We start from the raw sequence: 26,927 nt of genomic DNA on the forward strand, positions 1-26,927 counted from the left end.
ACCTGGATGGCGCCAAAAGACGCCTTCATCTCGGAGGCCGATTTGGCGTAGGATGTGCTGTACAAATAAACAGTGTCATGGCGCTTTCTTTCACTCCCTCCAGACCCGTGCGCAGCGAGCCGGCCATGGCTTCGGCAAAGAGCGTGCCCGGGGGCGGCCTGGCGCTTGCGTTTCCCGGCCGGGCCGAGTTGCTGGCTCAGCCTACCCGCGTGCATCCAGGGCTGTGGCGGGCGCAGGGCGGGGCAGGGGCAGCGAGCCTCGGCAGCAGCGGCCTGCCCAGCGGGTTTGCCGCCTTGGACGCAGAGTTGCCGGGGGGCGGCTGGCCGGTGCGGGTACTGACCGAGTTGCTGCTGCCCGGGCCAGGGGTTGGTGAGATCCGGTTGCTGGCCCCTTTGTTGGCGAGCTTGGCGCGTTCGGGGCGAGGCGTGATGCTGTTCGATCCGCCGGCCGAAACCAATGCGGTGGCACTGGCCGAACTCGGCTGGCCACCTGGGCAGTGCATCGTCGTGCGGTCACGACCCACGTCGCCCAAGCAAATGGCGGGGGCTGGCATGCGCCGGGCGCGCCGTGCCGTGCCTGGCGCCGAGTTGTGCTGGGCGATCGAGCAGGCTTTGCGCAGCGGGCAGGTGGGGGCCGTGCTGGCTTGGCCCGGCGCGGCGGCGCGCCCCGAGGCGCTGCGCCGGCTGCAATTGGCCGCCCAGTCGCACGAAGGCCCTGCTTTCCTGCTGCGCGAGCTGTCGGCGCAGGCCCAGCCCAGCCCGGCGCCGCTGCGCGTGCTGCTGCAGCCGGCCGGGGCTGATGACCTGCAGTTGCAGATCATCAAGCGCAAAGGCCCGGCGATGGCGCAGCCGCTGCAGCTGACGCTGGCACCTGTGCTTTCCGAGCGCGCCCTGGCGCGGGCGAAGGCCGTGCCCCGCCGTGCCTCCACCGATTCGCCGAAGGCCGCCGGGGCCACGGCTCTCGCGGCCACGCCCCAAGGTGCTGGCTTGCCTGGCTCACGGGGCAGCGCGGGCTTTCGGCATTCGACGAATGGCGCTGCGGGGCAGCCACCGGGGCCGCCGGCCGGTGCTTCGGCGGCTTGAGCTTGCTGCCCACGGGTTTTCACGCCACGGTGTTGTCGTCATGCTTTGGGTGGGGTTTCATCTGCCGGCGCTCTCGCTCGAGGCGTTCAGTGCCTTGCTCGGCCCCGAGAAGGCCGCCCAGCCGGTGGCACTGCAAGCGCAACATCGGATCGCCGCGGTCAATGCCGCAGCGGCTGAGCGGGGTGTCGCGCCGGGCATGAAACGCGCCACGGCGCTGGCTTTGGTGCCTGAGCTGGTCCTGGGCATGGCCGATCCGCTGCGTGATGCCGAGGCCTTGCAGGCCGTCGCCCACGCCTTGCTGGCCTTCACGCCCACGGTGGTGCCGGCGCCACCCGATGGCTTGTTGGTCGAGGTGCAGGCCAGCTTGCGCTGTTTTGGCGGCCCGGCGCGCTTGTGGCAGCGCATGAGCGACGCGCTGGCGCCGCTGGGCCACCGCCTGCAGCGGGCCCAGGCACCCACGGCACTCGGGGCCCTGCTGCTGGCCCGGGCCGGCGACGAGTCTCACCCGCCAGGCCCGCTGACCCGTTCGGCGTTGTGCTCCTCCGACGCGGCTTGGGCCACGCTGCACGAGCGATTGCTGGGTTTGCCGGCTGCCTGGCTGGCGCCCGATGAAGCTGCTTGTGCTCAGTTCGAAGCCATGGGATTGCGCACGCTGGGCGATCTGCGCCGGCAACCGCGGGGGGGCCTGGCGCGGCGTTTCGGACCCGAGCTGTTGCTGATGCTCGATCGCGCCTGGGGCACGGTGCCAGACCCGCTGGAAGCCATCGAGCCGCCGCTTCGGTTTCACAGCCAGGCCGAACTGTGGGCCCGGGCCGACAACGCCGACGCGTTGCTCGCTGGCGCCCAGGTACTGCTCGCCCGGCTGCTGGCGTGGGCGCAGGCGCGCCATGCGCGGGTGCAGAGTTTCCAGCTGCTGCTGCACCACGAAAGCCGCCTGCGAGCGAACTCGCAGGGCGAGGCCGGCGTCCATGTCAGCCGCATCGAGATCACGCTGGCCGAACCCACCGGTGACGCCCGCCATCTGCACGCGGTGTTGCGCGAACGCCTGGCGCGTGAGCCGCTGGCGGCTCCGGTGCTGTCGCTGGGCCTGGCTTGTGACTCGCCGGTGCTGGGCCCGCCGCCCAATGGCGAACTCTTCCCCAGCCAGGCAGGCCAACGCGAGGGCCTGTTGCGCCTGGTCGAGCGTCTGCAAGCCCGGCTGGGCACAGAGGCAGTGCACCGGCTGGCCGTCCACGCCGACCACCGCCCCGAGCGTGCCACGGTCCACCAGGGCTTCACGGTCAACGACAAGGCGCGGGTGCCGGCCCCTTCGTCGGCGCCCATGCCTGCGGCGCGCCTGACCCGCCCGGCTTGGCTGCTGCCCCAGCCGCAGGCGCTGCCCGAACGACAGGGCCGCCCGTGGTTTGCCGGCCAGCCCTTGCACCTGCTGGCCGGCCCGGAGCGCATCGAAACCGGTTGGTGGGATGGTGACCTCGTCTGCCGTGACTATTTCATCGCCCAGCAGGCCGAGGGCCCGCTGCTGTGGGTCTACCGCATCCGCCCCGCGCCGCCCGAAGGCGAGCCGGGCTGGTTTCTGCACGGGCGGTTTGGTTAGGGCCTGTTAACGCATAAATCGCGGCCGCGTGGCCGTCCAGAGCGGGCGCAGTCTAGGCGCGAGGGCATCGACGTGGTCGATCCCACGTCGGCATGTCTTGATCTTGCGCTGCCACCGCCGCAGACTGCCAATCCAGCCGATGGAGTGACATGTGCTGATCGAGCCTGTGCAGGCCGAACTGTTCCCCGCCGAGACGCCCGGGCCTGTCGGGCGGCGTGGCAACGTGCGGGTCGGTACCTGCAGCTGGACCGACCCGTCGCTGATCAAGGCCAAGACCTTCTACCCGCGCGGCTGCAGCTCGGCCGAGCAGCGGCTCGTCTACTACGCCAGCCAGTTCCCGCTGGTCGAGGTCGACAGCAGCTTCTTCGCGCTGCCCGAGCCCTTGCACGCGCAGCTGTGGGCACAGCGCACGCCGGCGAACTTCGTCTTCAACGTCAAGGCCTTCCGGCTGCTGACCGGCCACCAGACGCCGCCGCAGGTCTTTCCGCCGGACATCAAGCCGCATCTGCCGCCACTGACCGGGCGAAAGAAGAACTACTACTACGCAGACCTGCCGGGCGATCTGCGCGACGAGTTGTGGCGGCGCTTCATCCTCGCGCTGGCCCCGCTGAAGGACGCCGGCAAGCTGCGGGCGGTGCATTTCCAGTTCGCGCCGTGGGTGACGGATGAGCCGGCATGGCGGGCGCATGTCGAGCATTGCGTCGAGCGCATGGCCGGTCATCTGCTGGCGGTCGAGTTTCGCAACCAGACCTGGCTGAACGACCGGCAGGCCGGGAACACCCTGGCCTGGGAACGCGAGCTGGGCGTGGTCCATGTGGTCGTCGACGAACCGCAGGGGGTTGGCAACTATGCGCAAGGCGTGTGGGCGGTGACGAACCCGCAGCTGGCCGTGGTGCGCCTGCACGGCCGCAACGCGGAGACCTGGACGGGCAAGGGCACGACGGCCTCGTCCGAGCGTTTCAACTACGAGTACAGCGATGGTGAACTGGAGGAGTTGGCGGGGCGCATCGATTCGTTGGCCGACGAGGTGTTCGACCTGCAGGTGCTGGTCAACGTGAACTTCGAAGACCAGGGCATTCGCGCCGCACGAAAACTGGCGCGCATCATGAAGGACTTCGAGCCGCCGAACGGTCAACCCAGCGGCGGCGGCAATCAGAAGCCTGCCGCCTCTGATCTCGGGGGTTAGTGGTTGCGCAGCCGATCGACCATGCGCAGCTGCCACCCGGCAGCCTCGGTCGGCCGCCACAGCAGCGAGGCCGATTCTTCGCAGGTGTACTGGCAATCGCGCACGCGCAACCGGCGCAGGCCGGCGGATTCAATCGCAAAGTCCGGCAGGTAGACCAGTGCACGGCCCTCGGCAACGAACGGCACCAGCAACTGCAGGTCGTCGATCCAGTAGCGGATGCGGCGCGGCATCTGATCGTCGCGCCAGCCGTCGGAGCGGGTACCGCGGCCGACGCCGCAGAACATCGAGCGCGACGGGGCCGCGAACTCGTGCTGCAGCACCTGGTGGGTCGACACGACGCGTGGCCCGCTCTTGCTCGACGCGTGGGCTATCAACGGGTGCGTCGGGCCCGCGGCCAGCTGCATCGACATCGTGCCCAGCTGGTGAAGGCCTGAGAGGGCCGACGATGACTGTCTTGATGTTCAAGCACCACCCATTGCCAAGCGTGGGCCGTGCGCTCGCCCCGACAGCGACCACCTGCTCGCGCGCACCTCGGCCGGCGCCTTGCTGCTGATCCACGTTCCGCCCGGCGCCTACGCCTTGGAGCAGCATGCGATGCCCGAGTACATCGTCTGCCTGAACGGCACGCTGAAGATGGAGGCCGAGGGCGGTGAGCGCTGCAGCGCTATCGCCGGCGAGATGATCGAGGTGCCCGCGGGCCTGTCGCACCGTTTCGCGCTCGACTGCGATGCGGTGGTGCTGACGCTGGCGCAGCAGGCGCCGGCGGCAACGGCCTGATCAGGCGTCGCGCACGTCGGCGACCGGGTTGGCGCCGAAGTCGGCGCGGTCCAGGTAGGCCAGCACCTTGGCAGCGGCGACTTCGGGCGAGTCGAGCTGGCCCTGACTCTTGAACTGGGTGAAACGCTCACGTTCGGGGAACGCGGCGGGATCGGCGCCGCGCAGTTGCCCCTGCATGTCGGTGTCGATGATGCCGGGTGCGAGCGAGACGATGCGCGCGCCATTCGGCAACGCCGCCTGCTCCAGCGCCACCGCGCGGGCGAAGTGGTCCATGCCCGCCTTGGCCGCGCAGTAGACCGCGCTGCCTGCCATCGCGCGCCGGCCCAGGCCGGACGAGATGTTCAGCAGCTTGCGCGGGCCGGGCCAGGTGGCCGTGCCGAGCAGGAACGCGGCGCTCAGCAGCAGCGGCGCTTCCAGCCCGACGCGCAGGCCGCGCGAGGCCTCGGCCAAAGGCGTGCCTTCCAGCGGCCCGGGCTGGGTCACGACGCCGGCGTTGTTGATCAAGGTGGCGCTGGCGAAGGCCTTGCCGTCTTGCGCCGCCAGCCAGGCGGCCAACTGGCTGGCGGCGGCCTCGGGTTCGGCGAGGTCCAGCTTCCATTGCGTCAGCATCGCGTTGCCGGTGGCGACCAGCGCCGCCAATTCGGCAGACGCCTGGCGCGAGATGCCGATGACGTGGTGGCCTTGGCGCAGGCGCTGCGCCGCCATCGCGGCACCCAGGCCGCGCGAGGCGCCGGTGATCAGGGTCAGGTGGGTCATGGGATGTCTTTCGAAGCGATGGTCACTTGCTGCCGTCGACCGGGCGACCGATCGAGAAGAACTGGCCGCCTGCAATGTGGTGCAACGTGCGCATGTCGTCGTGGCCCTCGAAGTGCCAGCGACCCGCGCTGAACACCTGGCTCAGCGCCCAGGCGCCGGTCACCAGGCCGAGGAAGAGGTCGAAGCGCGCCTCCTGCTCGGGCTGGGGCAAGCGTTCGCAGTCGAGCCACGCGATGCAGCCGCTGACCAGCGGCGAATGCGCGGCCGGCTCTTCGAGCGCCTGCAGCCCGTAGGCCGCGAACTTGTCTCGCTCGCGGCCGCTGTGGCTGCCCACGCCGTGCACCATGCGCGCCTGAGCCTGGCAAGGCACGCTGAGTGCGAAGCGGCTCGATTGCTCGACCAGCTCGCGCGTGTAGGTGCTCTTGTCCAGCACGACGGCCACCTTCGGCGGGTCGAAGTCGAGCGGCATTGCCCAGGCAGCGGCCATCACGTTGCGGTGCCCGCCGTGCTGGGCGCTGACCAGCACCGTGGGGCCGTGGTTCAGCAGGCGGTAGGCCTTGGGCAACTCGACAGGCAGGCGCATGTGTCAAGAAGGTGAAGGGCGGTGCTCAGAAAGGGCAGGGACTCGGGATCGTGATCACCCGGCCATCGGCCGGGTGCGGCAGTGTCAGGCACTCGGCATGCAGCAGCAAGCGTGGGGCCATCGCCTGGACATCGGGCGGGGCATACAGCTCGTCACCGACGATCGGGTGGCCGATCTGCTGCATGTGGACACGCAACTGGTGCGATCGCCCGGTCAGCGGGGTCAGCTCGACGCGGGTGGTGGCGCCGTCGGCCGATCGTTGCAGCACGCGCCACAGCGTGGTCGAGGCCTTGCCGCGGTCATGATCGACCATCTGGCGCGGCCGGTTCGGCCAGTCGCAGATCAGCGGAAGCTCGACCCTGCCTTCGTCGGCAGGCAGTGAACCGGCGACGATGGCGATGTAGCGCTTGTCGACCCGCCGCTGCGCGAACGACACGCTGAGCGTGCGCTGCGCGTCGGCGCCGCGGCCAAACACCAGAACGCCCGAGGTGCCCATGTCGAGCCGGTGCACGATCAGCGCATCGGGGTAGGCGGCCTGCACCCGGCTGGCCGCACAATCGGCCCGCTCCGGGCCGCGGCCGGGCACCGAGAGCATGCCTGCCGGCTTGTCCACCGCCACCAGCTGCTCGTCGGCGAGCAGCAGCGTCAAACCCTCGAGTGTCACTGGGCGGCAGGGGCAGGCAGCGGCGCGAACAGGAAGTTCAACACCTTCGGCAGCTCGGCCCGCCAGGCGGCCTCGTTGTGCTTGGCATCGGGCGCGATGTTCAGCGCCACCGCACCCGGCTCAGGGCGCTGTGCGGCCATCACGGCGTGCATTCGCTTCACGCCGGGCAGCGCGCTGTCGCCTTCCTTGCCGCCCATCGAGAAATAGACCCGCGCGCCCAGCGGCAGCGGGTGCTGCACTGCGTAGTCGTAGATGCCGGGGTCGGCCGTCCAGTAGGCGGGAGACAGCACGCCGGCACGGCCGAAGACCTGCGGGTAGCGGTGGATCGCGTAGTCGGAGATCAGCCCGCCCATCGAGCTGCCGACGATCGCAGTGTTCTGCGGCCCGGTCAGCGTGCGGTACTGGCTGTCCACCACCGGCTTGAGCTTGTTGACGATGAAGGCCAGGTAGGCCTCGCCTTCGCCGGTCCCGTTCTTCGGGTGGTCGAACGGGTTCAGCTCGCGGATGCGGTATTCGCCGCCGTTGTCCAGGCCGATCACGATGGCCTCGAAGCCCTGGCGCGCGGCCATGTCATTCAGCGTCTCGTCCACGCCCCATTCGCCGGCAAACGAGGTGGCGTCGTCGAACAGGTTCTGCCCGTCGTGCATGTAGATCACCGGATAGCGCCTGTCGCTCGTACCGTAGCTGGGCGGCAGGTACAGCCGCACGTTGCGCTGGCGGTTCAGCACCGGCATCATGAACGGCGTGACCAGCACCGTGACGCCGCGGCTGGCGGTGTGCGGGCGCGGTTCGGGCTGGGAGGCGCAACCAGCCACCAATGCGCTCAGCAGCAGGGCGGTCGACAGCAAGGGCTTGTGGATCATGGAGAAGCGCGGCAACGCGAGTGGCTGGCACGGCGGCACTCTACGCGAACTGCCGCTTAGCGCACGCCTTGTGCCGACGGTGCCAGCAGGTCTTCGAGAAAGTAGGCCGACAGCGCAGCACGTCCGCTCAGGCCCGCTTTCGCATACACCGCACGGGCCTGCTCGCGGACCGTGCGCTCGCTGGACTGGCGCATCACCGCGATCTCCTTGCTGCTCAGGCCCTTGAGCAGCAGCATCGCGACCTGGCGTTCGGCTTCGGTCAGGCTCCAGCGCCGGAACTGCAGGTCGATCGCTTCGCTCAGACCGTTGAGCAACAGGTGTGAGTCGGCCCGCCATCGTTCACCTTGTTGCCGGGCCTCGTCCAGCCCTTGCAGAAGCGCCAGGTGCTCGACGCGTTGGCGTCGCGTCAGCTGAAACAGCAAGACCATGCCGACGCAGGTGATCACGATCGGCAATGACTTGAGCAGTTCCAGCAGCAACTCCACCAGCGTGATGTCGGGCTCGTCGATGAGCTCCAGCCCGACGGCGAGGCCGAGTCCGCCGACCGCCGCCACTGCCGACCAGAGGCGGGTGCGCGTATTCCACCAGTCGTCCATCTTGTGCCTCCGCAGGGGGTGCCTTGCCCCGGTGTCAGGCCGGGCGGCGTCAGTCTAGCGGCGGATGCGCCACCGGCCCGGGGGGGCGGTGGCCGCGGCGCCTATGTCATTGCGCCAATGGACGGCCCGCACCGGTGCCGCGCAGAGTGATCTGGCCGCCGAGGTTCGAGGCGGCTTCCTCATACCTCAACCTGACCGAAGATCAAAGGAGTTGACCATGAACCGACAAGTGATGCGGCGAGCCGCGGCCCTGGGCCTGCTGGCCGGTTTGGCGGTTTCCTGCGCCGCGGCGCAGGAAACCTGCTCGGCTACCGTGGCTCAGTTGCACGAGGCCTGCCTCGACCAGACCGAAGCCGACCACGGGGTGGCGCGGGCCATCTGCCTGAACCTGCGCAGTGCGGCGGCCCGCCGGGACTGCCGTGAGGACGCCAGCAAGGCCAACGACAGGGCGAAAGGCCTTTGCGTGGCCCAGCGAGATTGGCGCAAGGCATCCTGCGCGGTGGTTGGCGAGCAGCGCTACGACCCGAAGGTCGACCCGAAACGCTTCGACACCGATTACCACCACCTGAGCCACCCGAACCCGTACTTCCCGCTCGAGATCGGCAAGCGCTGGGAATACAGCGGCGGCGACGAGCTGAACACCATCGAGGTGGTCGATGAGACCAAGCTGATCGAGGGCGTGACCGCCATCGTGCTGCGCGACCTCGTCTACGTGAAGGAGCGTCTGCACGAGGCCACTGACGACTGGTTCGCCGCGGCCAAGGACGGCACCAGTTGGTACCTGGGCGAGGAGGTCAAGAACTACGAGAGCTTCAAAGGCGATGTGCCTCGCCGGTCCGAGCTGGTGAATGTCAGCGGCTCGGTCAAGCACGGCCGCAACGGCGACAAGGGCGGCGTCATCATGCCGGCCGCGCCCGCAGTGGGGCAGGTCTACCGCGAGGAGTTCTCGCTGGCCAATGCCGAAGACGTGGCCGAGGTGCTGTCGATCACCTATGCCTACGGTGCGGGCGGCGCGCTGGACGAGTTCGTGCCGGCCGCGCTGGCGCATCGGTTGTGCGCCGATGGCGACTGCGTGGTGACGAAGAACTACTCGCTGCTGGAGCCGGGCGTGGTGGCGCGCAAGTACTACGCCCGTGACATCGGCTTGTTTCTCGAGACCGTCGTCGGCGTGGGCATCGGTGTGCAACTGACCGGCTGCAACTTCGACCCGCGCTGCGACAGCCTGCCGCCGCGGTGAGGCGGCCCGGCGCTACTCGTGCCGCAGCGCCTCGATCGGATCCAGTTGTGCCGCACGCCGTGCCGGGAAGAAGCCAAAGACGACGCCGATCGCAGCCGAGAAGCCGAAGGCCAGCAGGTTGATGCCAGGGTCGAACAGGTAGGGCACCTGCATCAGCGAGGCCAGCGCCATCGAGGCCGCTGTGGCCAGCACCACGCCGGCCAGCCCACCCAGCGACGACAGCACGACCGCCTCGATCAGGAACTGCAGCAACACCTCGCGTTCCAGCGCGCCGATGGCCAGGCGCACGCCGATCTCGCGCGTGCGCTCGGTCACGCTGACCAGCATGATGTTCATGATGCCGATGCCGCCGACCAGCAGGCTGACCGCCGCGACCGCGCCGAGCAGCGAGGTCATCAGCTGCGTCGTGCCGGACAGCGTCTGTGCGATCTGCGCGGTGTCGAGCACGTTGAAGTTGTCGTCGGCGTCTTCGGCCAGCTTGCGGCGCTCGCGCAGCAGGTGGGTCAGCGCGGCGGTGATGCGCTTGGCATCCGCGCCGTCGCGCATCGACACGAGGATGGTGTTGACGCGGGTCGAGCCGGTCACGCGGCGCTGCGCGGTGCGCAGCGGCACGATGATGGTGTCGTCCTGGTCCTGTCCCATCGCGGCCTGGCCTTTGGCGGCGAGCGTGCCGATCACCTCGCACGAGAAAGACTTGATGCGGACCTGCTCGCCCAGCGGGTCGGAGCTGGCGCCGAAGAGTTCGCGCTTGACGGTCGCGCCGATCAGGCAGACCGCGGCGCCGGTGGCCTGTTCATCGGCGTCGAAGATGCGGCCGCTGGCAATGGTCCAGTTGCTGGTGGTGAAGTAGGCGTCGCTGCTGCCGGTGACGGTGGTCGCCCAGTTCTTGCCGTTGGCGATCACGGTGACGCCCGAACGCACCTCGGGCGCCACCGCCTTGAGGCCGCCGATCTGCGAGGCGATGGCCTCGACGTCCGCTTCCTTGAATGCCGGCGCGCCGGCACCGCCCATGCCGGGCCCCAGGCGCTGGCCGGGCCGCACCATCAGCAGGTTGCTGCCCAGGCCGCTGATCTGGTCGCGCACCGCTTGGGTGGCGCCCTTGCCGAGCGTGACCATCGTGATCACTGCGGCCACGCCGATCACGATGCCCAGCACGGTGAGGAACGAGCGCAGCAGGTTGCGGCGGATGGCGCGAAACGCCAGGAAGAAGGTGTTGGCCCACATCAGGCGGCCCCGGCGATGGCGGTGAGGTGGTCCACGGTGGTGGCGGTGACTTCGTCGCGTTCGACCTTGCCGTCGCGGAAGTGGACGATGCGCCGTGCGTGGGCGGCCATCTCGAGCTCGTGCGTGACCATCAGCACGGTGATGCCGTGGTCGCGGTTCAGGGCGTCGAGCAGGGCCATGATCTCCTGGCTGCGTGCGGTGTCGAGGTTGCCGGTGGGCTCGTCGGCCAGCAGCACCGTGGGTTGGGTCACGATGGCGCGGGCGATCGCCACGCGCTGCTGCTGGCCGCCGGACAGCTCGGCCGGCGTGTGCGTTTCCCAGCCGGCCAGGCCCACCTGGGCCAGCGCGGCACGCGCGGCGGCGTGGCGCTGGGCTGCCGGCTCGCCGCGATAGAGAAGCGGCAGTTCGACGTTTTCCAGCGCCGAGGTGCGCGGCAGCAGGTTGAAGCCCTGGAACACGAAGCCCAGGTGGCGTCGGCGCAGTCGGGCGCGGGCGTCGCGGTCCAGCCGCTCGACCGGGATGCCGTCGAACAGGTAGCTGCCGCTGGTGGGCGTGTCCAGGCACCCCAGCAGGTTCATCGCGGTCGATTTGCCCGAGCCGCTCGGGCCCATGATGGCAACGAATTCTCCGGCGCGCACGTCCAGGTCGACGCCTTTCAAGGCCTGGAAGGCGATGTCGCCTTCGCCGTAGGTCTTGGTCACGCCACGCAGGCGGATCAACGGCGGTTGGTCTTCTGCCCCTCGCTCGATGGGTACCTCGGCCGACCCCCCGAGAAGATGCGGGCCGGCTTGGGAGCGGCCCGGCGCTCGGCCCGCGTCTGGGCTGGGCGTGTCGCTCACGGCTTGGCCCCGCTTTGCTGGTCGACGATAACCGCCATGCCCTCTTTCAGCTCCGGCGCGCTGACCTCGGTCAGCCTGCCGTTGGACAACCCGGCGGTCACCGCGATGGCCACCGGCTGGCCGTTCTGCAGCACCCACAGCCGCCGCTGGCCGGCGGACTTGGCGCCCGCGCCGTCAGTGGGCCGGGCGCGCTTGGTGGCTTGGCCGCCGGGGCGCGGCATCAAGGCCGAGACGATGCCGCCGCTGGCAGGGCCGGCGCGGCCGGAGGCGGCGTTGGGGTCGAAGCTGAAGGCGGTGTTGGGCGCACGCAGCACACCCTTGCGCTCGGTGGCCGCGATGATGGCGGTGGCCGTCATGCCCGGGCGCAGCGTCAGGTCGGGGTTGTCGACCAGCATCTGGGTGGTGTAGGTGACCACGTTGTCTGTGGTGGTCGAGCCATAGGCCACGCGGGTGATCCTGGCGGGGTACTTGCGGCCCGGCCACGCGCTGACGCTGAACTGCGCCGTTTGGCCCTCCTTGACCTGGCCGACGTCGGCCTCGTCGACGTTGACCGACAGCTTCATCTGCGTCAGGTCTTCGGCCATCGTGAACAGCGTGACCGCCTGCAGCGACGCAGCCACCGCGTTGCCGGGGTCCACCGCGCGGGTCAGGATCACGCCGTCGATCGGCGCGCGGATCGAGGCCTTGCCGAGGTTGGTGCGGTCGGTGCGCAGCGTGGCTTCGGCCTGGACCAAGTCGGCCCGCGCGCCGGCCTCGGCGGCCTGGGCCTTGGCCAGCGTGGCGCGTGCGGCGTCCAGCTCGCTGGCGGCGGGCAGCTTGCCGCCGGAGATGCGCTTGACGTCGTCCAGCCGGGCTTGTGCCTGCTGCGCTTCACGGGTGGTGGCCACCGCCTGGGCGATGCCGGCGCGGGCGCTCTGCAGCGCAGCCTCGGACTTGGCGACCTGGTCCTGCAGCTTGGCGGTGTCCAGCCGCACCAGCACCTGGCCCTTCTTGACGCGGTCGTTCACGTCGACCAGCACTTCGCTGACGGTGCCCGACAGCTCGCTGCCGATGTTGACCGAGCGGGTCGGCTGCAGCGTGCCATTGGCCGTGACCGTGAGGGCGATGTCGCCGCGGGTGATCGGTTCGGTCAGGTAGCGCGGTGCGTCGGCCCGGGCCTGCGCGCGCCACCAGGCGACACCACCGGCCGCCAGCGCCAGCGCCAGCACGGCGATGACCCAGGTCGAGCGGCGTTTGAGGAAGTGGCGCTGGTCGCCCTGGAGCCAGTCGGGCAGGGCACGGTGGGAGGCTTCTTGTTCTGCGGGCATGGTGGTGGGGGCAGCGGTGTCAGGCGCGGTGTCAGGCGCGGGGGCTGGCGGCGGGGGCTGGCGGCGCGTTGGGGGAGGGGTTGGGCGTAGGCGTCGGCACGGGCTCGGCGTTGGCCGCGTCGGCATCCCACCCGCCGCCGAGCGCCTTGAACAGGCGGATCAGGTTCAGCGACAGGTCGGTCTGCGTGGTCTGCAGCGCCAGCAGCGCGCCCAGTTCGTTGCGCTGGGCTTCGAGCAGCGTGGCGAAGTCGGTCAGGCCGGCGTCGTGGCGCACACGGGTCCAGTGCAGCGTGGCGGCAGCCGCATCGGCTGCCTGGCGCAGCGATTCGGCGCGGTCGCGGCTGCCGCGCAGCGCGACCAGGCTGTCCTCGACGTCTCTCACCGCGCCGAGCACGGCGGCGTCGTAGGCGATGCGGCTGCTATCGAGCGCGGCGCCGGCCTGGTCGACCTGGGCCCGACGCAGGCCGTTGTCGAACAGCGTCCAGTCGACACTCGCGGCCAGCGCGGCCACGCCGGCGCTGGCCTGGCCGAGCGCGCCGAGTGTCAGCGCCTGCAGGCCGACCGAGCCGCTCAGGCCCAGGCCGGGCCAGCCGGCGCGGCGGGTCTGTTCCTGGCGCGCCCAGGCGGCGCGTACGCGGGCCTCGGCGGCTTGCAGGTCGGGGCGGCGGCGCAGCAGGTCGGCCGGCAGGCCCACGGCCAGGCGCTCCATGGCCGGGCCGGCCTGCGGCACGCCGTTGGTGGACAAGGGCTGGGCCGGCAGATCAGCCATCAGCTCGCTGGGCGCGCGGCCGGTGAGCAGGGCGATCAGGTGCTCGTCCTGCGCGATCTCCGTTGCCAGGCTGGGCAGGCTGGCGCGGGTCTGCTCGACCGACAGGCGCGCCTGTTCCACGTCCAACACGCTCGCCAGGCCGGCCTGGGCCTTCCAGCGCGCGAGCTCCAGCGTCTGCTCGAGGCTGGCCAGGCTGGCGGCCGTGATGCGCAGGCGGGCCTGGGCGCCGCGCCACTGCACGTAGGCCAGGCCCAGCTCGGCGCTGAGGGTCATGCGGGTGGTGCCGAGATCCGCCCAGGCGGCCTGGGCGTCGGCGTCGGCCGCGGCAACTCCGCTGGCCTGGGAACCATTCAGGTCAGGCTCCCAGCTGGCGCTGAAGCCCAGCTTGTAGAGGTTGCTGGTACTGCTGCGAGTGAGGCTGCGGCTGGCGCCGGCCGAGATGCCGAGCAGCGGGCCGGTGCCGGCCTCGGCCGCGGCGCGGGCGGCCTGGGCCTGGCGCAGCGTGGCCCGGGCGGAGCGCAAGTCCAGGTTGCCGGCCAGGGCCTGCTGCATCAAGCGGTCGAGGTGGGGGTCGCCGAACTGTTGCCACCAGGTGGCCAGGGCCCGTGCGTCAGGGGCGGCAGCGCCCGGAAGGATGTCGACCCGAGCCCACTGGCCGAGCGCGGCAGCGGCGATGCCCTGGGCGAGGGTGGGGGCTGGCGGCGCGCTGGCGCAGCCGCCGAGCAGGTTCAGCGTGGCGCAGAGCGCGGCACCGAGCCAGGCGGGCGGGTAAGAGGGAAAGGGCGGAAGGGGCATGAGGCTTCCGGGCGGCCGGGCCGCTGGTCACGACGCACCGTGCACCGTGGCGGGTTCTGCTGCCGTGAAGCCATCATGCTGCGGGCCGGCTGAAAGGCCAGCACGTCCACTTTGTAAAGTAGGGCAAGGCAGGCTCTGGCTTGCCCTGACACGCCTCGATACGCCTGCTATTGGTCGACGAAGGCGCGCTCGATGACGAAGTCGCCCGGTGTGCTGGTGTTGCCTTCTTTCAGGCCGCGCACTTCCATCATCGTCTTCAGGTCGCGCAGCATGGCCGGGCTGCCGCAGATCATCACGCGGTCTTCGGCGGCGTTCAGCGACGGCAGGCGCAGGTCGTGCGCCAGTTGGCCGTTCTCGATCACCGTGGTCACCCGGCCCTGGTGCTTGTAGGGTTCACGCGTGACGGTGGGGTAGTACATCAGCTGGCGGGTCACCATCTCGCCGAGGAATTCGTGCGCCGGCAGGTCGCGCGTGAGGTAGTCGTGGTAGGCCAGCTCGTTCACCTCGCGCACGCCGTGCACGAGGATCACCTGCTCGAATTTCTCGTAGGTCTCCGGGTCGCGCACGATGCTGAGGAAGGGCGCCATGCCGGTGCCGGTGGACAGCAGGTACAGCCGTTTGCCGGGCGTGAGGTAGTCGATCAGCAGCGTTCCGGTGGGCTTGCGCCCGACGATGATCGAGTCACCGGGCTGGATGTGCTGCAGGCGCGAGGTCAGCGGCCCGTCCTGCACCTTGATGCTCAGGAATTCCAGGTGCTCCTCGTAGTTGGCGCTGACGATCGAATAGGCGCGCAGCAGCGGTTTGCCGTTGACGCGCAGGCCAATCATCGTGAAGTGGCCATTCGAAAAGCGCAACGAGCTGTCACGGGTGGTGGTGAAGCTGAACAACTTGTCGGTCCAGTGGTGCACGCTCAACACGCGCTCTTCATTGAAAGCACTCATGCTCTACAGCCATCCAGAGAGTCAAAAAAGATAAAGGCTCGCGCCTGGGGGGTGCCCGGCGGCAGCAAACCCAGTATTGTCGCCGAGCCTGCCGCGGGCCCCCCGACCGCGAGGCAACCGGCCCCTTTGACTGACTTCCAGTGACAAGGAGACATGATGAAGAAACTACACCGCGCAGCCCTGGTGTCCAGCACCTTGGCGACATGTTTTGTGGCATCCGCTCAGGCTGGCCCGATGGTCTGGGCCTCGATGGGCGAAGATGCCTACCGCCTGTTGCGCCGTGCCGGCGCGCAGTTGGAACAGGTGGAGCCGCATTCCGTGGCGATCCAGGCGCCGGCTGCCGATGGCCGCGTCGGGACGCGCAATGAATCTGTCTACCTGATGCAGGTCGACGAAGAGGCGCTGCCGCGCCTGTCGCACGAAGTGCATGAGAACCTGAAGAAGTGCGGCGGCTTCATGCTCCACACCAGCCGTGCGGAAGGGCGCAAGGTCGTGGCCCAGTTCCGCGACGCTGCCGCCAAGCAAGCCAACCAGCCGGCGGGCGTCAGCTACGGCATCGACGACCAGGCGGAAGTCAACGCGCTGATGCCGCAGCTTCAGGAAAGCAACATCCGCTCGACGATCGTCAAGCTGTCGACCGAGTACAAGAACCGCTACTACACCACCACCGGCGGCGTGGGCTCGAGCAACGACCTGCTGACGACCTGGAAGCAGCTCGCCGCCGGCCGCGACGACGTGACGGTCAAGCAGTTCACCCACCCGAGCTGGCCGCAGAAGTCGGTGATCCTGACGATCAAGGGCACGACCAACCCGGGCAAGATCGTCGTGATCGGTGGCCACCTCGATTCGACGATCGGCTGGACCAACGAGAACAGCATCGCTCCTGGGGCGGATGACGATGCATCGGGCATCGCCACGCTGCAAGAGGTGATGCGGGTGCTGCTGTCGAGCAACTACAAGCCCCGTCGCACGTTGCAGTTCATGGCCTATGCGGCCGAAGAGGTGGGGCTGAAGGGTTCGCAGGGCATTGCCGCCGACTACCAGTCCAAGGGCAAGAAGGTCGTCGGCGTGCTGCAGCTGGACATGACGAACTACCAGGGCGCGGCGAGTGACATCACGATGATCACCGACTACACCAACTCGGCGCAGAACAAGTTCCTCAAGGACCTGGCCGCCCACTACATGCCCTCGTACAACGTCAACGAAAGCCGTTGCGGTTACGCGTGCTCGGACCACGCATCGTGGACGAACCGGGGATTCGTCGCGTCGTTCCCGTTCGAGGCGCCGATGGGCGACGACAACCCGTACATCCACACGCCCAACGACACGATCAGCAAGTCTGGCAACAACGCCAACCACGCGCTGAAGTTCGCCAAGCTGGCGCTGGCCTATGCGGTGGAGCTGGGCAGCGATGGCCCGGCACCGAAGGCCGACACGAAGTAAGGCAGTCTCCAACGGCCAGCGATGGCCAACGGCCCTGGCGCTGCGCGGCGTCAGGCGCCGATCACTTGGGCACCGGTCACCCCGGTGCCTTTTTCATGGCGCCGCGGCGCCGCGATGCCGGCAACAGCTGTGTCGACAGGTTGCGAGAGCATCAAGAACGTTGAAGTTCATGATGCCAAGCAGGGTCTTGGGGATACGCCGTGGCGGCAAACCCAGTAATGTCGCCAAGCCCTCGCAGGCCCCCGACTGCGTTGAGGCAACGAGCCTTCGACTGACATTCCAGTGACAAGGAGACACGAATGAAATCACGCCGCGCAGCCTGGGTGACTGGCACCCTGGCGACTTGTTTTGTGGCATCTGCCCAGGCCGGCCCGATGGTCTGGGCCTCGATGGGCGAAGAGTCTTACCGCCTGCTGCGTCGCGCTGGCGCGCAGTTGGAGCAGGTGGAGCCGTATGCCGTCGCCGTGCAGGCGCCGACGGCCGATGGCCGCGCCGGCACGCGCAATGAATCTGTCTACCTGATGCAGGTCGACGAGGAGGCGCTCCCGCGCCTGTCGCATGAAGTGCACGAGCAGCTGAATCGGTGCGGTGGCTTCATGCTGCACAGCAGCCGCGCCGAAGGCCGCAAGGTCGTGGCCCAGTTCCGCGATGCGGCGGCCCGGCAAGCCCACCAGCCGGCGGGCGTCAGCTACGCGATCGACGACCAGACGGAGGTCAACGCGTTGTTGCCGCAGCTGCAGGAGAGCAACATCCGCTCGACGATCGTCAAGCTGTCGACCGACTACAAGAACCGCTACTACACGACCTCGGGCGGCATCGGCTCGAGCAACGATCTGCTGACGACCTGGAAGCAGCTCGCCGCCGGCCGCGACGACGTGACCGTCAAGCAGTTCTCGCACCCGAATTGGCCGCAGAAGTCGGTGATCCTGACGATCAAGGGCACGACCAACCCGGGCAAGATCGTCGTGATCGGTGGCCACCTCGATTCGACGATCGGCTGGACCAACGAGAACAGCATCGCCCCGGGCGCCGACGACGACGCTTCCGGCGTCGCGACACTGCAGGAGGTGATGCGGGTGCTGCTGTCGAGCAACTACAAGCCCCGCCGCACGTTGCAGTTCATGGCCTATGCGGCCGAAGAGGTCGGCCTGAAAGGCTCGCAGGAGATCGCCAGCGACTACCAGTCCAAGGGCAAGAAGGTGATCGGCGTGATGAACCTGGACATGACGAACTACAAGGGCTCGGCGAGCGACATCACGGTGATGACCGACTACACCAACGCCGCGCAGAACAAGTTCGTCAAGGACCTGGTGGCCTACTACCAGCCGTCGCTGAAGGTCAGTGAAGACCGCTGTGGCTACGCCTGTTCGGACCACGCCTCGTGGACGAACCGGGGTTACGTTGCATCGATGCCGGCCGAAGCGCTGTTCGATGACTCGAACCCGTACATCCACACCCCCAATGACACGATCAGCAAGTCGGGCAACAACGCCAACCATGCGTTGAAGTTCGCGAAGCTGGCGCTGTCGTTCGCGGTCGAGCTGGGCAGCGACGGCCCGGCACCGCAGCAAGCCGGCAAGTAGGCCGACTCGGGCCCTGACGGCCAGCCGGCGAAGCACGTCGAAGCCAGACGCCCGGTGGGCCGTCTGGCTCTACGGGGCGACTTCTTCGGCGCGCCGCAGGGCCGCGCCGGCGGCGGTGCGCAGACTGGCGACCGAGGCAGCGAGACGGCCCTTCAGGTCGGCCGGCGCGCTGACGTAGGCATTGGTCAGCTGGGCCGGATCGGTCAGGTTGTCGTACAGCTCGAACTCGCCGGTTTCGTACTCGATGTAGGTCAGGCCGCTGGCCGTGCGCACGCCACTGAAGACCGAGATGCCGGGGCCGTCGCCAAGCGTCTCGAACGGATCGGCTGGCTCGCGCGTGCCGTTGGTCAGCGCGAGGCTGTCGTCGGAGTTGTCGGGCTTGTGTTCGAGCAGCAGCACCTGGCGCCAGGCCGATGGTGCTTCACCACGCAGCAGTTGCAGCAGCGAGCGCCCGTCGACGAAGGCAGGCGGGGTGATGCCGGCCATCGCGGCCAGCGTCGGGGCGTAGTCGACATTGGCGGTGATCTGGGTCACCGTGGCGGCGCGCCGCACACCCGGGCCGCGCACGACCAGCGGCACCCGCACGTCCTCTTCGAATGCCGTCATCTTGCCGGAGTCGAGCCGATGCTGGCCTTGGTGGTAGCCGTTGTCGGAGGCGAAGACGATGTAGGTGTTGTCCAGCCGGCCTTTGGCCCGCAGCGTGTCGACGACGTTCTGCACCAGCTCGTCGACTGCTTGCAGGGCCTGCAGGCGGTGACGGTACAGCTTGTCCATCTGCTCGATCTGGTCGGCGGTCAACAGCGGCTGCGCCTGGACCCACGCCGGCTTGTCGGAAACATCGGTCTCGTTGAAGGACGCCGTGCGCGGCGCCTGTGCGCCAGGGAACAGGTCGGCATGGCGCGGCGCCGGCGTGGACGGCCCGTGCGGCGCATAGGTCGGGATGTAGACGAAGAAGGGCTTGTCGGGAAACTGGTCGACAGTGCGCCGGATGAAGTCGGTCGCCTTGTCCGACAGCACGTCGGTCAGGTAGTCGTCTTCGGCTTCGCCGTAGCTGACGGTCCGGCCGTTTTCGTTCAGCGAATAGTTGAATTCCTTGTAGGGCGTTCCGCTGTTCGGGCTGGCCCACTCGGTCCAGCCTGGCGGGACGTAGTTGGGCGACGGCGCGGTGTCCGGGTAGCCGTTCAGGTATTTTCCGAACAGCGCCGTGCGGTAACCCGCGGCCTGCAACCACGTCGCAATGGTCGACTGCTCGAGTCCCTTGGCGTAGAAGGCCTCGAAGCCACCATCGGGCGGGCCGTTCTTGAAGATGGTCGTGTTGTGCGAGAACTGGCCGCGCAGGCCGCTGATGCGCGACGGGCAGCACAGCGACAAGCTGACATAGTGGCGGGCGAAGGTGGTGCCCTGGTCGCGCAGCAAGGCCTTCACGGCGGGCATGTGCGCCAACGAGGCCACGTCTTGGTCGTCGGTCAGGATGACGACGATGTTCGGCGCGCGCTGATCAGGCGGCGGCGCGCTGTTACCGCTGCCGCCGCATGCGACGTGCAGCGCGAGCACGATCACGGCCCCCAACCGCGGCAGATTGCGCATGGTGTCTCCTGTGTGCGTCGCAGGCGGTGCCGGACCGGCGCCGCGGGCGCCGGCCGATTCTGCCGGCAGCGTCGTCGGCCAGCAACTGCGGCGGTGAGCGCACGGCAAACGAAGTGGTGCGTCGTCGTGAACGTGGGAAGGGGAGGGAGCCGCCGCCGTCAAGCGGATGCTCACAAATTCTTCTCCATCGTTACGCGGCCCGCCCAGGGCTCATGCGGACAGCAGGGGGCCCCGGGGCCCAGGGACTCAGCGCGTCGGGGCCTGCAGCTCGGCTTCTCGAAGCGCGGCACCCGACGCGTTTTTCAACGACGCCAGCCAAGCTGCCAGGCGCTGCCTGGACACCGGTGACGCGAGCGCGTAGCCGTTGCGCAGCTGAGCCGCGTCGTGGATGTTGCTGTACAGCTCGCGCTCGCCGGTCACGTATTCGAGGTAGGTCGTGCCGTCGTTGATGCGAAGGCCCAGGAAGCCATCGATCCCCGGGCCATCACCGCGGGTGCCGAGGCGATGTTCGAAGGGATCCGCCGGTTCCAACGGGCTGCTGGCGTCACGCAGCGCGGGTGCCGCGCCGTCCTTGTTTTCCAGCAGAAGCGCGGCGCGCCAGCTGGAGGGCGTCTGGCCTTTCAGGAACGGCAGCAGCGAACGACCGTCGATGAAGGCTGGCGCGCTGGCGCCGGCGATCTCGGCAAAGGTGCTGGCGTAGTCGACGTTGGCCGTGATGGCATTGATGGTTTGCCCCACCGGGACGCCCGGGCCGCGGACCGACAGCGGGATCAGCAGGTCTTCCTCGAACGCGGTCATCTTGCCGGAGTCCAGCCGGTGCTGGCCCTGGTGGAAGCCGTTGTCCGACGTGAAGAAGATGTAGGTGTTGTCCAGTTCGCCCTTGGCTTGCAGGGTGTTGAGTACGTTTGCAAGCATCTCGTCAACCGCCAGCAGCGACTGGCGGCGCTTGCGGTAGAGCTTGTCCATGTCCTCGATCTGCGTCGAGGTCAGCATCGGCTGCGCCTGCACCCAGCTGGGCTTGTCGCTGACGTCCTTTTCATTGAACGACGGGCCGCGGGGCGCCTTGAGGTTCTTGAACATGTGCTCATGCCGCGGTGCCGGGATGGCGGGGGCATGCGGCGCGTAGGGCGCGAGGAAGAGGAAGAACGGCTTGTCGGGGAACTGGTCGACCGAGCGGCGGATGAAGTCGGCCGCCGCATTCGAGATCACATCGGTCAGGTAGTCGGCTTCGGCATTGCCAAAGCTGACCGGCGTGCCGTTGTGGTTCATCGTGTAGTTGAAGCCCTTGTACGGCGTGCCGGCGATCGGGCTCATCCACTCCGTCCAGCCCGGCGGGATGTAGCTGCTGGAAGGACCGTCCTCGGGGTAGCCGTTCATGTACTTGCCGATCAGCGCGGTGCGGTAGCCGGCGTCAGTGAGCCAGGTGGCAGCGGTGGATGCCTCCAGGCCCTTGGCGTAGAAGGCGCCGAATCCGCCATCGGGCAGGTCGTTCTTGAATATCGTGGTGTTGTGCGAGAACTGGCCGCGCAGCGTGGAGCTGCGCGACGGGCAGCATAGCGACAGGCTGACGTAGTGGTGCAAGAAGGTGGTGCCGCGATCGGTGATCAACGACTTGACCAGCGGCATCTGGGCCGCTGCGGCGGCGTCCAGGTCGTCTGCCAGGATGAAGACGATGTTCGGCGCCTTGGCGCCGGCCGAGCCGAGCAATGCCAGGCCCAGCACCGCGGCCTGCAAGCCGCGGGCGATGATGTTGCCCATTGGGTTCCCCTCAGGAAGGTCGTTGTTGCCGGCCGCCTGTTTGCGGCCGGGGCATCGCAAATTTTCCCGATGAATGCGACGGCCGTGAGACGTTCGGGTCACGAACAGGTAACCGACTGTCAGCGCAATCTGCCGGGTAGTCGCGGTCGGCGTCGTGCGGCGCGCACGCCCTTCAGCATGCCCTTCAGCCAGGTCGTGCCGCGGCGGCCACTCACTTTGGGCGGGTTGAGTTCGGCTTGGCGCAGCGATTCACCCGAGGCACCGTCGAGGGCCTCCAGCCATGCCGCCAGGCGTGCCTTCTGGCTGTCGCTCGCTGCCTCGTAGCGGTTGCGCAGCTGCCGCGGGTCCTTGGCGTTGTCGTAGAGCTCGTATTCACCGGTGCGATAGGCGACATAGGTGAAATCGTCAGCCGTGCGCAGGCCAGTGAACAGCGGAATGACGATGTCGGACGTGAAGAAGACGAAGGTGTTGTCCAGTTGACCGAGGGCTTGCAGGATGTCGACGATGCGCTGGACCATCTCGTCGATGGCCAACAGCGATTGGCGGCGCCTGGTCGAGCACGGTGATCTCGGCTTCGGTCAGCAGCGGTGCGTTGCGCACCCAGCCGGGCTTGTCGCTGACATCCGGTTCGTTGATTGAGTTCGTTCTCGGCGCCGCGAGGCCGGGCAACGCGTCGGCATGGCGCGGTGCCGGCGTGGCCGGCAGGTGCGGTGCATATGGCGCGACGTAGGCGAAGAACGGTTGCTCCGGATGCTGCTCGACCGATCGGCGGATGAAGTCGATCGTCTTGTCGGAGATCACATCGGTCAGGTAGTCGGCGTCGGCGTGGCCATAGCTGACCGTCTGACCGTTTTCGTCGAGCTGGTAGTCGAACCCGCTGTACGGGTTGCCCCCGTTGGGGCTGTACCACTCGGTCCAGCCGGATGGGATGTAGGCCTCCTGCAGCCAGGTGGCGACGGTCGACACTCCAGGCCCTTCGAATGCATGCCCTCAAAGCCGCCGTTAGGGGCGTTGCCGTAGATGGTGCTGTTGTGGGCGAACTGGCCCCGCAGCGTCGAGACCCGCGATGGGCAGCACAGCGACACGTTGACGTAGTGCCGCTGGAAGCTCGTGCCCCGGTCGGTGATCAGCGCCTTCACCTGCGCCACCTTCGACGCCGCGGCGGCTTACAGGTCATCGGCGAGGATGAAGACGATGTTGGGTGGTTGGGCCCGGGCAACGCCCGAGCACACGACCAACACGCCCAGCACGAGGCCGGCACTCTGCCGCAGAAACTTGACCATGGCGATCTCCTTGGTGAACCATGGGCGGCACTGCTGCTGCCCCAGGAGAAGGTGATGGCGCCGGGTGGCCGCCGCAGGGCGCGTTCCGCGGTTAAGCCGAAAAGAGCTAAGTGAACGAAGCTGGGTCGAGCCAGTCGCATTCGTTGCGGGGCGTGATGCGCGTCCCCGCAGGGGGTCAAGGCGCGCGCAGTTCCGCCTGGCGCAAGGCTTCACCCGAGGCATTGCGCAGCGCCGCGAGCCAGGAGGCCATCCGTGTCGTGAGCTTGGCCGGCGCGGTCGCATAGCGGTTGCGCAATTGCCACGGGTCGACGGCGTTGTTGTAAAGCTCGAACTCGTCGTTCTCGTACTCGACGTAGGTGTGGCCGTCGGCGGTGCGCAGGCCGGCGTAATCGCGCTTCCAGATCATGGGCGAAAGATCGAAGGGATCCGGCGGCTCGTAGATGCCGGGCATGTCGCGCAGCGGGCCGGTGACCTCGTCATGCGCAATGAGCACGGCTCGACGCCATTGCGCCGGCACCTGCCCTCGCAGGAAGGGCATCAGCGATCGTCCGTCGACCCAGTCCGGTGCGGTGGCGCCGGCGATGTCTGCCATGGTGGGGGCAAAGTCGACGTTGACTGTCAAGGCCTCTGCCCGTTGGCCGGCGGGCACCCCGGGGCCGCGAATGGACAAGGGCACCACGATGTCCTCCTCGAAAGCCGTCGACTTGCCCGCCATGAGCCGGTGCTGGCCCTGGTGAAGGCCGTTGTCGGACGTGAAGACGACATAGGTGTCATTCAATTGGCCCGTGGCCTGCAGCGTATCGACGAGACCCTTGACGAGCTCGTCCACAGCCAGCAACGACTGGCGCCGCTTGCGATAGCGGGTATCGATCTCGGCGATCTCGGCTTCGGTCAGCAGTGGCGCGGTGCGCAGCCACGAGGGCTTGTCGCTCACGTCCGGCTCGTTGAAAGACGGAGGCCGCGGCGCGCGGATGTCTGGGAAAGCTCCCGCGTGGCGCGGCGCCGGTGTCGCCGGGAAGTGGGGCGCGTAGGTCGACACGAAGGCGAAGAAGGGCCGGTCGGGGTACTGTGCGACGCTGCGGCGGACGAATTCGCTCGCCTTCGACGCGAGCACGTCGGTCAGGTAGTCCGCCTCGGCGTGGCCGTAGGGCACGGTGCTGCCGTTCTCGTTCATCGCGTAGTCGAACTCGCCATACGGATCACCGCCGTTGGGCACATACCACTCGCTCCATCCGGGCGGGATGTAGGTGGATGACGGGGCACCGTCGGGATAGCCGTTGAGGTACTTGCCGAGCAGTGCGGTGCGATAGCCGGCGGCCTGGAGCCAGGTGGCGATGGTCGACTGTTCCAGGCCTTTGGAGTAGGTGCCCTGGAAGCCGCCTTCGGGCGCCGTGTTGTGCATGATGCCGGTGTTGTGCCCGAACTGGCCACGCAGCATCGACACCCGCGAGGGGCAGCACAACGAGATGTTGACGTAGTGCTGCGAGAAGGTCATGCCCTGGTCATTGATCAGGGTCTTGACCTGGCTCATGGTGGCGGCGGCCGCGCTGTCCAGATCGTCGGCGAGGATGAAGACGATGTTCGGCGGCTTTCCCCAGGCCCCTCCCGTCGCACCAGCCCATCCGACCAAGAGCCAGAACAGCCCGCGCGCCGCGGTGCGGAGAAGTTTCGATGCCATGGCACAACCTCCTGAATCGCTGTGTGCGGGCGATTCTGGGCGGGTGCCCGGAATGGGAATTGATTGCGCGCAAGCGCGCCCCCGCAAGGCGTCAGGGTGTCGCGGCAGGCACGCCGAGCCAGTCGGCGATCACGGCGGCCGTGTGCTCCCCGAGCGTCGGCGGCGCGATGCGGTACTGCACCGGTGTAGCCGACAGGCGGATCGGGCTGGCCACCAGCGGCACGCTGCCAAAAGCGGGATGCGGCAGCTCGATCTTCATGCCGCGAGCCTGCACCTGCGGGTCGGCGAAGACCTGGTCGAGCCGGTTGATCGGGCCGCAAGGCACGGCCTCGGCTTCGAGCGCCGCGATCCACTCGGCGGTGGTGCGCATCACGGTGGTCTGACGCATCAGCGGGATCAGCACCGTGCGGTTCGCCACGCGCGCCGGGTTGGTCGCGAAGCGCTCGTCGGTGGCCCACTCCGGCTTGCCCGCGATCGCGCAGAAGCGCGCGAACTGGCCGTCGTTGCCGATCGCGAGGATCATGTCGCCGTCGGCGGTGGGGAAGTCCTGGTACGGCACGATGTTGGGGTGCGCGTTGCCCAGGCGCTTCGGTGCCGTACCACTGGAGAGGTAGTTCGCCGCTTGATTCGCGAGCGTGGCCACTTGAACATCGAGCAGCGCGAGGTCGATGTGCTGACCTTCGCCGGTGCGGTCGCGGTGGCTCAGCGCGGCCAGCACGGCGATCGTCGCGTACAGGCCGGTCATGATGTCGACCAGCGCCACGCCCACCTTCTGCGGCCCGGCGCCTTCTTCACCCTCGGGCCGGCCGGTCAAGCTCATCAGCCCGCCCATGCCCTGGATCAGGAAGTCGTAGCCCGCGCGCGGTGCGTACGGCCCCGTCTGGCCGAAGCCGGTGATCGAGCAGTAGACGAGCTTCGGGTTGACTGCTTTCAGGCTCTCGTAGTCGAGCCCGTAGCCCTTCAGGCCGCCGACCTTGAAGTTTTCGAGCACCACGTCGGCCTGCGCGGCCAACGCACGCACCTGCGCTTGACCTTCCGGCGTCGCCAGGTCGATTGCAACCGAACGCTTGTTGCGGTTGGCGCATTGGAAGTACGCCGCCTGCCGCTCGTCGGTCTCTTTCGACTCGACCCACGGTGGGCCCCACACGCGGGTGTCGTCGCCGGCGCCGGGGCGCTCGACCTTGACGACGTCCGCGCCCAGATCACCAAGCAACTGCCCCGCCCACGGCCCCGCGAGCACACGAGAAAGATCTAGGACCTTGAGCCCTTGCAAAGCACCAATACTCATTGATCAATCTCCGTACCCGCGGCGCTCCTTCAGGAGCCGCCGCTCTTCAAGTGGCGTGCGCGGATCCGGCTTTGCCGGTCCGCTGCGCGGTCTTGCAGACCGCGGCGGGCCTGAGGCCCGCCCCTTCGCCAGGCACGAACAGTCCTCAGGACTGTTCGTGTCCAGGCTCAGCCCCCTCGGGGGGCTTAGAACGCTGCAATGCCGGTCATCGCACGGCCGAGGATCAACGCGTGCACATCGTGCGTGCCTTCGTAGGTGTTCACGACTTCCAGGTTGACCAGGTGGCGGGCCACGCCGAACTCGTCGGAGATGCCGTTGCCGCCCAACATGTCGCGCGCGGTGCGGGCGATGTCGAGCGACTTGCCGCAGCTGTTGCGCTTCATGATCGAGGTGATCTCGACCGCGGCGGTGCCTTCGTCCTTCATGCGGCCCAGGCGCAGGCAGCCTTGCAGGCCCAGCGTGATCTCGGTCTGCATGTCGGCCAGCTTCTTCTGGATCAGCTGGTTCGCGGCCAGGGGCTTGCCGAACTGCTTGCGGTCCATCGTGTACTGCAGCGCGGTGTGCCAGCAGAACTCGGCGGCGCCCAGCGCACCCCAGGCGATCCCGTAGCGGGCGCTGTTCAGGCAGGTGAACGGGCCCTTCAGGCCACGCACTTCAGGGAAGGCGTTCTCTTCGGGGCAGAACACCTCGTCCATCACGATCTCGCCGGTGATCGAGGCGCGCAGGCCGACCTTGCCGTGGATGGCGGGAGCGGTCAGGCCCTTCCAGCCCTTTTCCAGCACGAAGCCGCGGATCTGGCCGCCGTCGTCCTTGGCCCAGACGACGAAGACGTCGGCGATCGGGCTGTTGGTGATCCACATCTTGCTGCCGGTCAGCTCGTAGCCGCCGGAAACGGGCTTGGCGCGCGTGGCCATGCTGCCCGGGTCGGAGCCGTGGTCGGGCTCGGTGAGGCCGAAGCAGCCCACGAACTCGCCCGAGGCGAGCTTGGGCAGGTACTTGCGGCGTTGATCCTCGGAGCCGTAGGCATAGATCGGGTACATGACCAGGGAGGACTGCACGCTCATCATGGAGCGGTAGCCGGAATCGACCCGCTC

Annotated in this window: 24 protein-coding genes and 1 pseudogene; 7 read left to right on the forward strand and 18 right to left on the reverse strand. The window is 68.3% G+C overall.

Annotated features, from left to right (window positions below; translation table 11 throughout):
- The first annotated feature begins 125 nt into the window (after positions 1 to 125).
- From imuA to VFY73_RS25600, 3 genes are all read left to right on the forward strand, one after another.
- Positions 126 to 1,082 (forward strand): translesion DNA synthesis-associated protein ImuA, encoded by a 957-nt coding sequence (imuA, locus tag VFY73_RS25590; protein WP_329724202.1) that lies wholly within the window; start codon positions 126 to 128, stop codon positions 1,080 to 1,082.
- A gap of 40 nt (positions 1,083 to 1,122) precedes the next feature.
- Positions 1,123 to 2,676 (forward strand): DNA polymerase Y family protein, encoded by a 1,554-nt coding sequence (locus tag VFY73_RS25595; protein ID WP_329724204.1) that lies wholly within the window; start codon positions 1,123 to 1,125, stop codon positions 2,674 to 2,676.
- 151 nt (positions 2,677 to 2,827) lie between these two features.
- Positions 2,828 to 3,862 (forward strand): DUF72 domain-containing protein, encoded by a 1,035-nt coding sequence (locus tag VFY73_RS25600; RefSeq protein ID WP_329724206.1) that lies wholly within the window; start codon positions 2,828 to 2,830, stop codon positions 3,860 to 3,862.
- On the opposite strand, the gene VFY73_RS25605 is transcribed toward VFY73_RS25600, so the two are convergent.
- Positions 3,859 to 4,272, reverse strand: a complete 414-nt coding sequence (locus tag VFY73_RS25605; protein WP_329724208.1) for a hypothetical protein — start codon at positions 4,270 to 4,272, stop codon at positions 3,859 to 3,861. The genes VFY73_RS25600 and VFY73_RS25605 overlap by 4 nt on opposite strands.
- 133 nt (positions 4,273 to 4,405) lie before the next feature.
- On the opposite strand from VFY73_RS25605, the gene VFY73_RS25610 reads away from it, so the two are divergent.
- On the forward strand, positions 4,406 to 4,639 hold the full coding sequence (locus tag VFY73_RS25610; protein ID WP_329724210.1) for a cupin domain-containing protein: 234 nt from the start codon (positions 4,406 to 4,408) through the stop codon (positions 4,637 to 4,639).
- Here VFY73_RS25610 and VFY73_RS25615 read toward each other — a convergent pair whose 3' ends face one another.
- Genes VFY73_RS25615 through VFY73_RS25635 form a run of 5 tightly spaced genes read right to left on the reverse strand, consistent with a single transcriptional unit; the run spans position 4,640 to position 8,101 of the window.
- Positions 4,640 to 5,395, reverse strand: coding sequence for an SDR family NAD(P)-dependent oxidoreductase (locus tag VFY73_RS25615; protein WP_329724212.1), 756 nt, complete (start codon positions 5,393 to 5,395; stop codon positions 4,640 to 4,642). It abuts the gene before it with no gap.
- Between the two features lie 22 nt (positions 5,396 to 5,417).
- Positions 5,418 to 5,978, reverse strand: coding sequence for a flavin reductase family protein (locus VFY73_RS25620; RefSeq protein WP_329724214.1), 561 nt, complete (start codon positions 5,976 to 5,978; stop codon positions 5,418 to 5,420).
- 25 nt (positions 5,979 to 6,003) lie between these two features.
- Positions 6,004 to 6,627: an RluA family pseudouridine synthase gene (locus tag VFY73_RS25625; protein WP_329724216.1), complete on the reverse strand. Its 624-nt coding sequence runs from the start codon at positions 6,625 to 6,627 to the stop codon at positions 6,004 to 6,006.
- Positions 6,628 to 6,638: 11 nt separating this feature from the next.
- Entirely contained in the window at positions 6,639 to 7,505 is an 867-nt protein-coding gene (locus VFY73_RS25630) for an alpha/beta hydrolase (RefSeq protein ID WP_329724218.1), read from the reverse strand.
- 56 nt (positions 7,506 to 7,561) lie between these two features.
- On the reverse strand, positions 7,562 to 8,101 hold the full coding sequence (locus VFY73_RS25635) for a helix-turn-helix transcriptional regulator (protein ID WP_329724220.1): 540 nt from the start codon (positions 8,099 to 8,101) through the stop codon (positions 7,562 to 7,564).
- Between the two features lie 217 nt (positions 8,102 to 8,318).
- Here VFY73_RS25635 and VFY73_RS25640 point away from each other — a divergent pair, with 217 nt between their 5' ends.
- A complete protein-coding gene (locus VFY73_RS25640; RefSeq protein WP_329724222.1) occupies positions 8,319 to 9,338 on the forward strand; it encodes a hypothetical protein in 1,020 nt (339 codons plus the stop codon).
- Positions 9,339 to 9,350: 12 nt separating this feature from the next.
- On the opposite strand, the gene VFY73_RS25645 is transcribed toward VFY73_RS25640, so the two are convergent.
- From VFY73_RS25645 to VFY73_RS25665, 5 genes are all read right to left on the reverse strand, one after another.
- Positions 9,351 to 10,562, reverse strand: a complete 1,212-nt coding sequence (locus VFY73_RS25645) for an ABC transporter permease (protein WP_329724224.1) — start codon at positions 10,560 to 10,562, stop codon at positions 9,351 to 9,353.
- Positions 10,562 to 11,281, reverse strand: a complete 720-nt coding sequence (locus VFY73_RS25650) for an ABC transporter ATP-binding protein (RefSeq protein ID WP_329724226.1) — start codon at positions 11,279 to 11,281, stop codon at positions 10,562 to 10,564. The genes VFY73_RS25645 and VFY73_RS25650 overlap by 1 nt, the downstream gene beginning before the upstream one ends.
- Positions 11,282 to 11,397: 116 nt before the next feature.
- Positions 11,398 to 12,708: an efflux RND transporter periplasmic adaptor subunit gene (locus tag VFY73_RS25655; protein ID WP_329724228.1), complete on the reverse strand. Its 1,311-nt coding sequence runs from the start codon at positions 12,706 to 12,708 to the stop codon at positions 11,398 to 11,400.
- 31 nt (positions 12,709 to 12,739) lie between these two features.
- The gene (locus VFY73_RS25660; RefSeq protein ID WP_329724230.1) at positions 12,740 to 14,272 is read right to left on the reverse strand and encodes an efflux transporter outer membrane subunit; all 1,533 of its coding nucleotides are present in this window, start codon (positions 14,270 to 14,272) and stop codon (positions 12,740 to 12,742) included.
- Between the two features lie 167 nt (positions 14,273 to 14,439).
- Entirely contained in the window at positions 14,440 to 15,213 is a 774-nt protein-coding gene (locus tag VFY73_RS25665; protein ID WP_329724232.1) for a ferredoxin--NADP reductase, read from the reverse strand.
- A gap of 153 nt (positions 15,214 to 15,366) precedes the next feature.
- Between VFY73_RS25665 and VFY73_RS25670 the strand changes: the two genes are divergently transcribed.
- Positions 15,367 to 16,656: a M28 family metallopeptidase gene (locus VFY73_RS25670; RefSeq protein WP_414654532.1), complete on the forward strand. Its 1,290-nt coding sequence runs from the start codon at positions 15,367 to 15,369 to the stop codon at positions 16,654 to 16,656.
- A gap of 299 nt (positions 16,657 to 16,955) precedes the next feature.
- Positions 16,956 to 18,239 (forward strand): M28 family metallopeptidase, encoded by a 1,284-nt coding sequence (locus VFY73_RS25675; RefSeq protein ID WP_329724236.1) that lies wholly within the window; start codon positions 16,956 to 16,958, stop codon positions 18,237 to 18,239.
- A gap of 69 nt (positions 18,240 to 18,308) precedes the next feature.
- Here the strand turns inward: VFY73_RS25675 and VFY73_RS25680 are convergent, their stop codons facing one another.
- From VFY73_RS25680 to VFY73_RS25705, 7 genes and pseudogenes are all read right to left on the reverse strand, one after another.
- Positions 18,309 to 19,826 carry a sulfatase gene (locus VFY73_RS25680; protein ID WP_329724238.1) on the reverse strand — a complete coding sequence of 506 codons (1,518 nt, stop codon included), beginning with the start codon at positions 19,824 to 19,826 and terminating at the stop codon, positions 18,309 to 18,311.
- 246 nt (positions 19,827 to 20,072) lie between these two features.
- The gene (locus tag VFY73_RS25685) at positions 20,073 to 21,584 is read right to left on the reverse strand and encodes a sulfatase (RefSeq protein WP_329724240.1); all 1,512 of its coding nucleotides are present in this window, start codon (positions 21,582 to 21,584) and stop codon (positions 20,073 to 20,075) included.
- A gap of 119 nt (positions 21,585 to 21,703) precedes the next feature.
- Entirely contained in the window at positions 21,704 to 22,117 is a 414-nt protein-coding gene (locus VFY73_RS25690; protein WP_329724242.1) for a hypothetical protein, read from the reverse strand.
- Positions 22,118 to 22,274: 157 nt separating this feature from the next.
- Positions 22,275 to 22,550: pseudogene (locus tag VFY73_RS30475) on the reverse strand (sulfatase-like hydrolase/transferase); the annotation flags it as partial.
- 492 nt (positions 22,551 to 23,042) lie between these two features.
- Positions 23,043 to 24,545, reverse strand: a complete 1,503-nt coding sequence (locus tag VFY73_RS25695; RefSeq protein ID WP_329724244.1) for a sulfatase-like hydrolase/transferase — start codon at positions 24,543 to 24,545, stop codon at positions 23,043 to 23,045.
- Between the two features lie 91 nt (positions 24,546 to 24,636).
- The gene (locus tag VFY73_RS25700) at positions 24,637 to 25,833 is read right to left on the reverse strand and encodes a CaiB/BaiF CoA-transferase family protein (RefSeq protein WP_329724246.1); all 1,197 of its coding nucleotides are present in this window, start codon (positions 25,831 to 25,833) and stop codon (positions 24,637 to 24,639) included.
- 185 nt (positions 25,834 to 26,018) lie between these two features.
- Positions 26,019 to 26,927 (reverse strand): acyl-CoA dehydrogenase family protein (locus tag VFY73_RS25705; protein WP_329724248.1); only part of this gene is annotated, 909 nt, incomplete at its 5' end.

The sequence above is a fragment of the Ideonella sp. genome, assembly GCF_036277275.1.
In the GTDB taxonomy this organism is placed as follows: domain Bacteria; phylum Pseudomonadota; class Gammaproteobacteria; order Burkholderiales; family Burkholderiaceae_C; genus Ideonella.

What these genes read in the sequence shown, in the direction of transcription:
- VFY73_RS25695 (WP_329724244.1), bottom strand. Translation starts at nt 24,545, where the DNA reads ATGGCATCGAAACTTCTCCGCACCGCGGCGCGCGGGCTGTTCTGGCTC.
- VFY73_RS25675 (WP_329724236.1), top strand. Translation starts at nt 16,956, where the DNA reads ATGAAATCACGCCGCGCAGCCTGGGTGACTGGCACCCTGGCGACTTGT.
- VFY73_RS25665 (WP_329724232.1), bottom strand. Translation starts at nt 15,213, where the DNA reads ATGAGTGCTTTCAATGAAGAGCGCGTGTTGAGCGTGCACCACTGGACC.
- VFY73_RS25655 (WP_329724228.1), bottom strand. Translation starts at nt 12,708, where the DNA reads ATGCCCGCAGAACAAGAAGCCTCCCACCGTGCCCTGCCCGACTGGCTC.
- VFY73_RS25680 (WP_329724238.1), bottom strand. Translation starts at nt 19,826, where the DNA reads ATGCGCAATCTGCCGCGGTTGGGGGCCGTGATCGTGCTCGCGCTGCAC.
- VFY73_RS25630 (WP_329724218.1), bottom strand. Translation starts at nt 7,505, where the DNA reads ATGATCCACAAGCCCTTGCTGTCGACCGCCCTGCTGCTGAGCGCATTG.
- VFY73_RS25670 (WP_414654532.1), top strand. Translation starts at nt 15,367, where the DNA reads ATGATGAAGAAACTACACCGCGCAGCCCTGGTGTCCAGCACCTTGGCG.
- VFY73_RS25660 (WP_329724230.1), bottom strand. Translation starts at nt 14,272, where the DNA reads ATGCCCCTTCCGCCCTTTCCCTCTTACCCGCCCGCCTGGCTCGGTGCC.
- VFY73_RS25640 (WP_329724222.1), top strand. Translation starts at nt 8,319, where the DNA reads ATGAACCGACAAGTGATGCGGCGAGCCGCGGCCCTGGGCCTGCTGGCC.
- imuA (WP_329724202.1), top strand. Translation starts at nt 126, where the DNA reads ATGGCTTCGGCAAAGAGCGTGCCCGGGGGCGGCCTGGCGCTTGCGTTT.
- VFY73_RS25615 (WP_329724212.1), bottom strand. Translation starts at nt 5,395, where the DNA reads ATGACCCACCTGACCCTGATCACCGGCGCCTCGCGCGGCCTGGGTGCC.
- VFY73_RS25645 (WP_329724224.1), bottom strand. Translation starts at nt 10,562, where the DNA reads ATGTGGGCCAACACCTTCTTCCTGGCGTTTCGCGCCATCCGCCGCAAC.
- VFY73_RS25595 (WP_329724204.1), top strand. Translation starts at nt 1,123, where the DNA reads ATGCTTTGGGTGGGGTTTCATCTGCCGGCGCTCTCGCTCGAGGCGTTC.
- VFY73_RS25605 (WP_329724208.1), bottom strand. Translation starts at nt 4,272, where the DNA reads ATGTCGATGCAGCTGGCCGCGGGCCCGACGCACCCGTTGATAGCCCAC.
- VFY73_RS25685 (WP_329724240.1), bottom strand. Translation starts at nt 21,584, where the DNA reads ATGGGCAACATCATCGCCCGCGGCTTGCAGGCCGCGGTGCTGGGCCTG.
- VFY73_RS25700 (WP_329724246.1), bottom strand. Translation starts at nt 25,833, where the DNA reads ATGAGTATTGGTGCTTTGCAAGGGCTCAAGGTCCTAGATCTTTCTCGT.
- VFY73_RS25620 (WP_329724214.1), bottom strand. Translation starts at nt 5,978, where the DNA reads ATGCGCCTGCCTGTCGAGTTGCCCAAGGCCTACCGCCTGCTGAACCAC.
- VFY73_RS25635 (WP_329724220.1), bottom strand. Translation starts at nt 8,101, where the DNA reads ATGGACGACTGGTGGAATACGCGCACCCGCCTCTGGTCGGCAGTGGCG.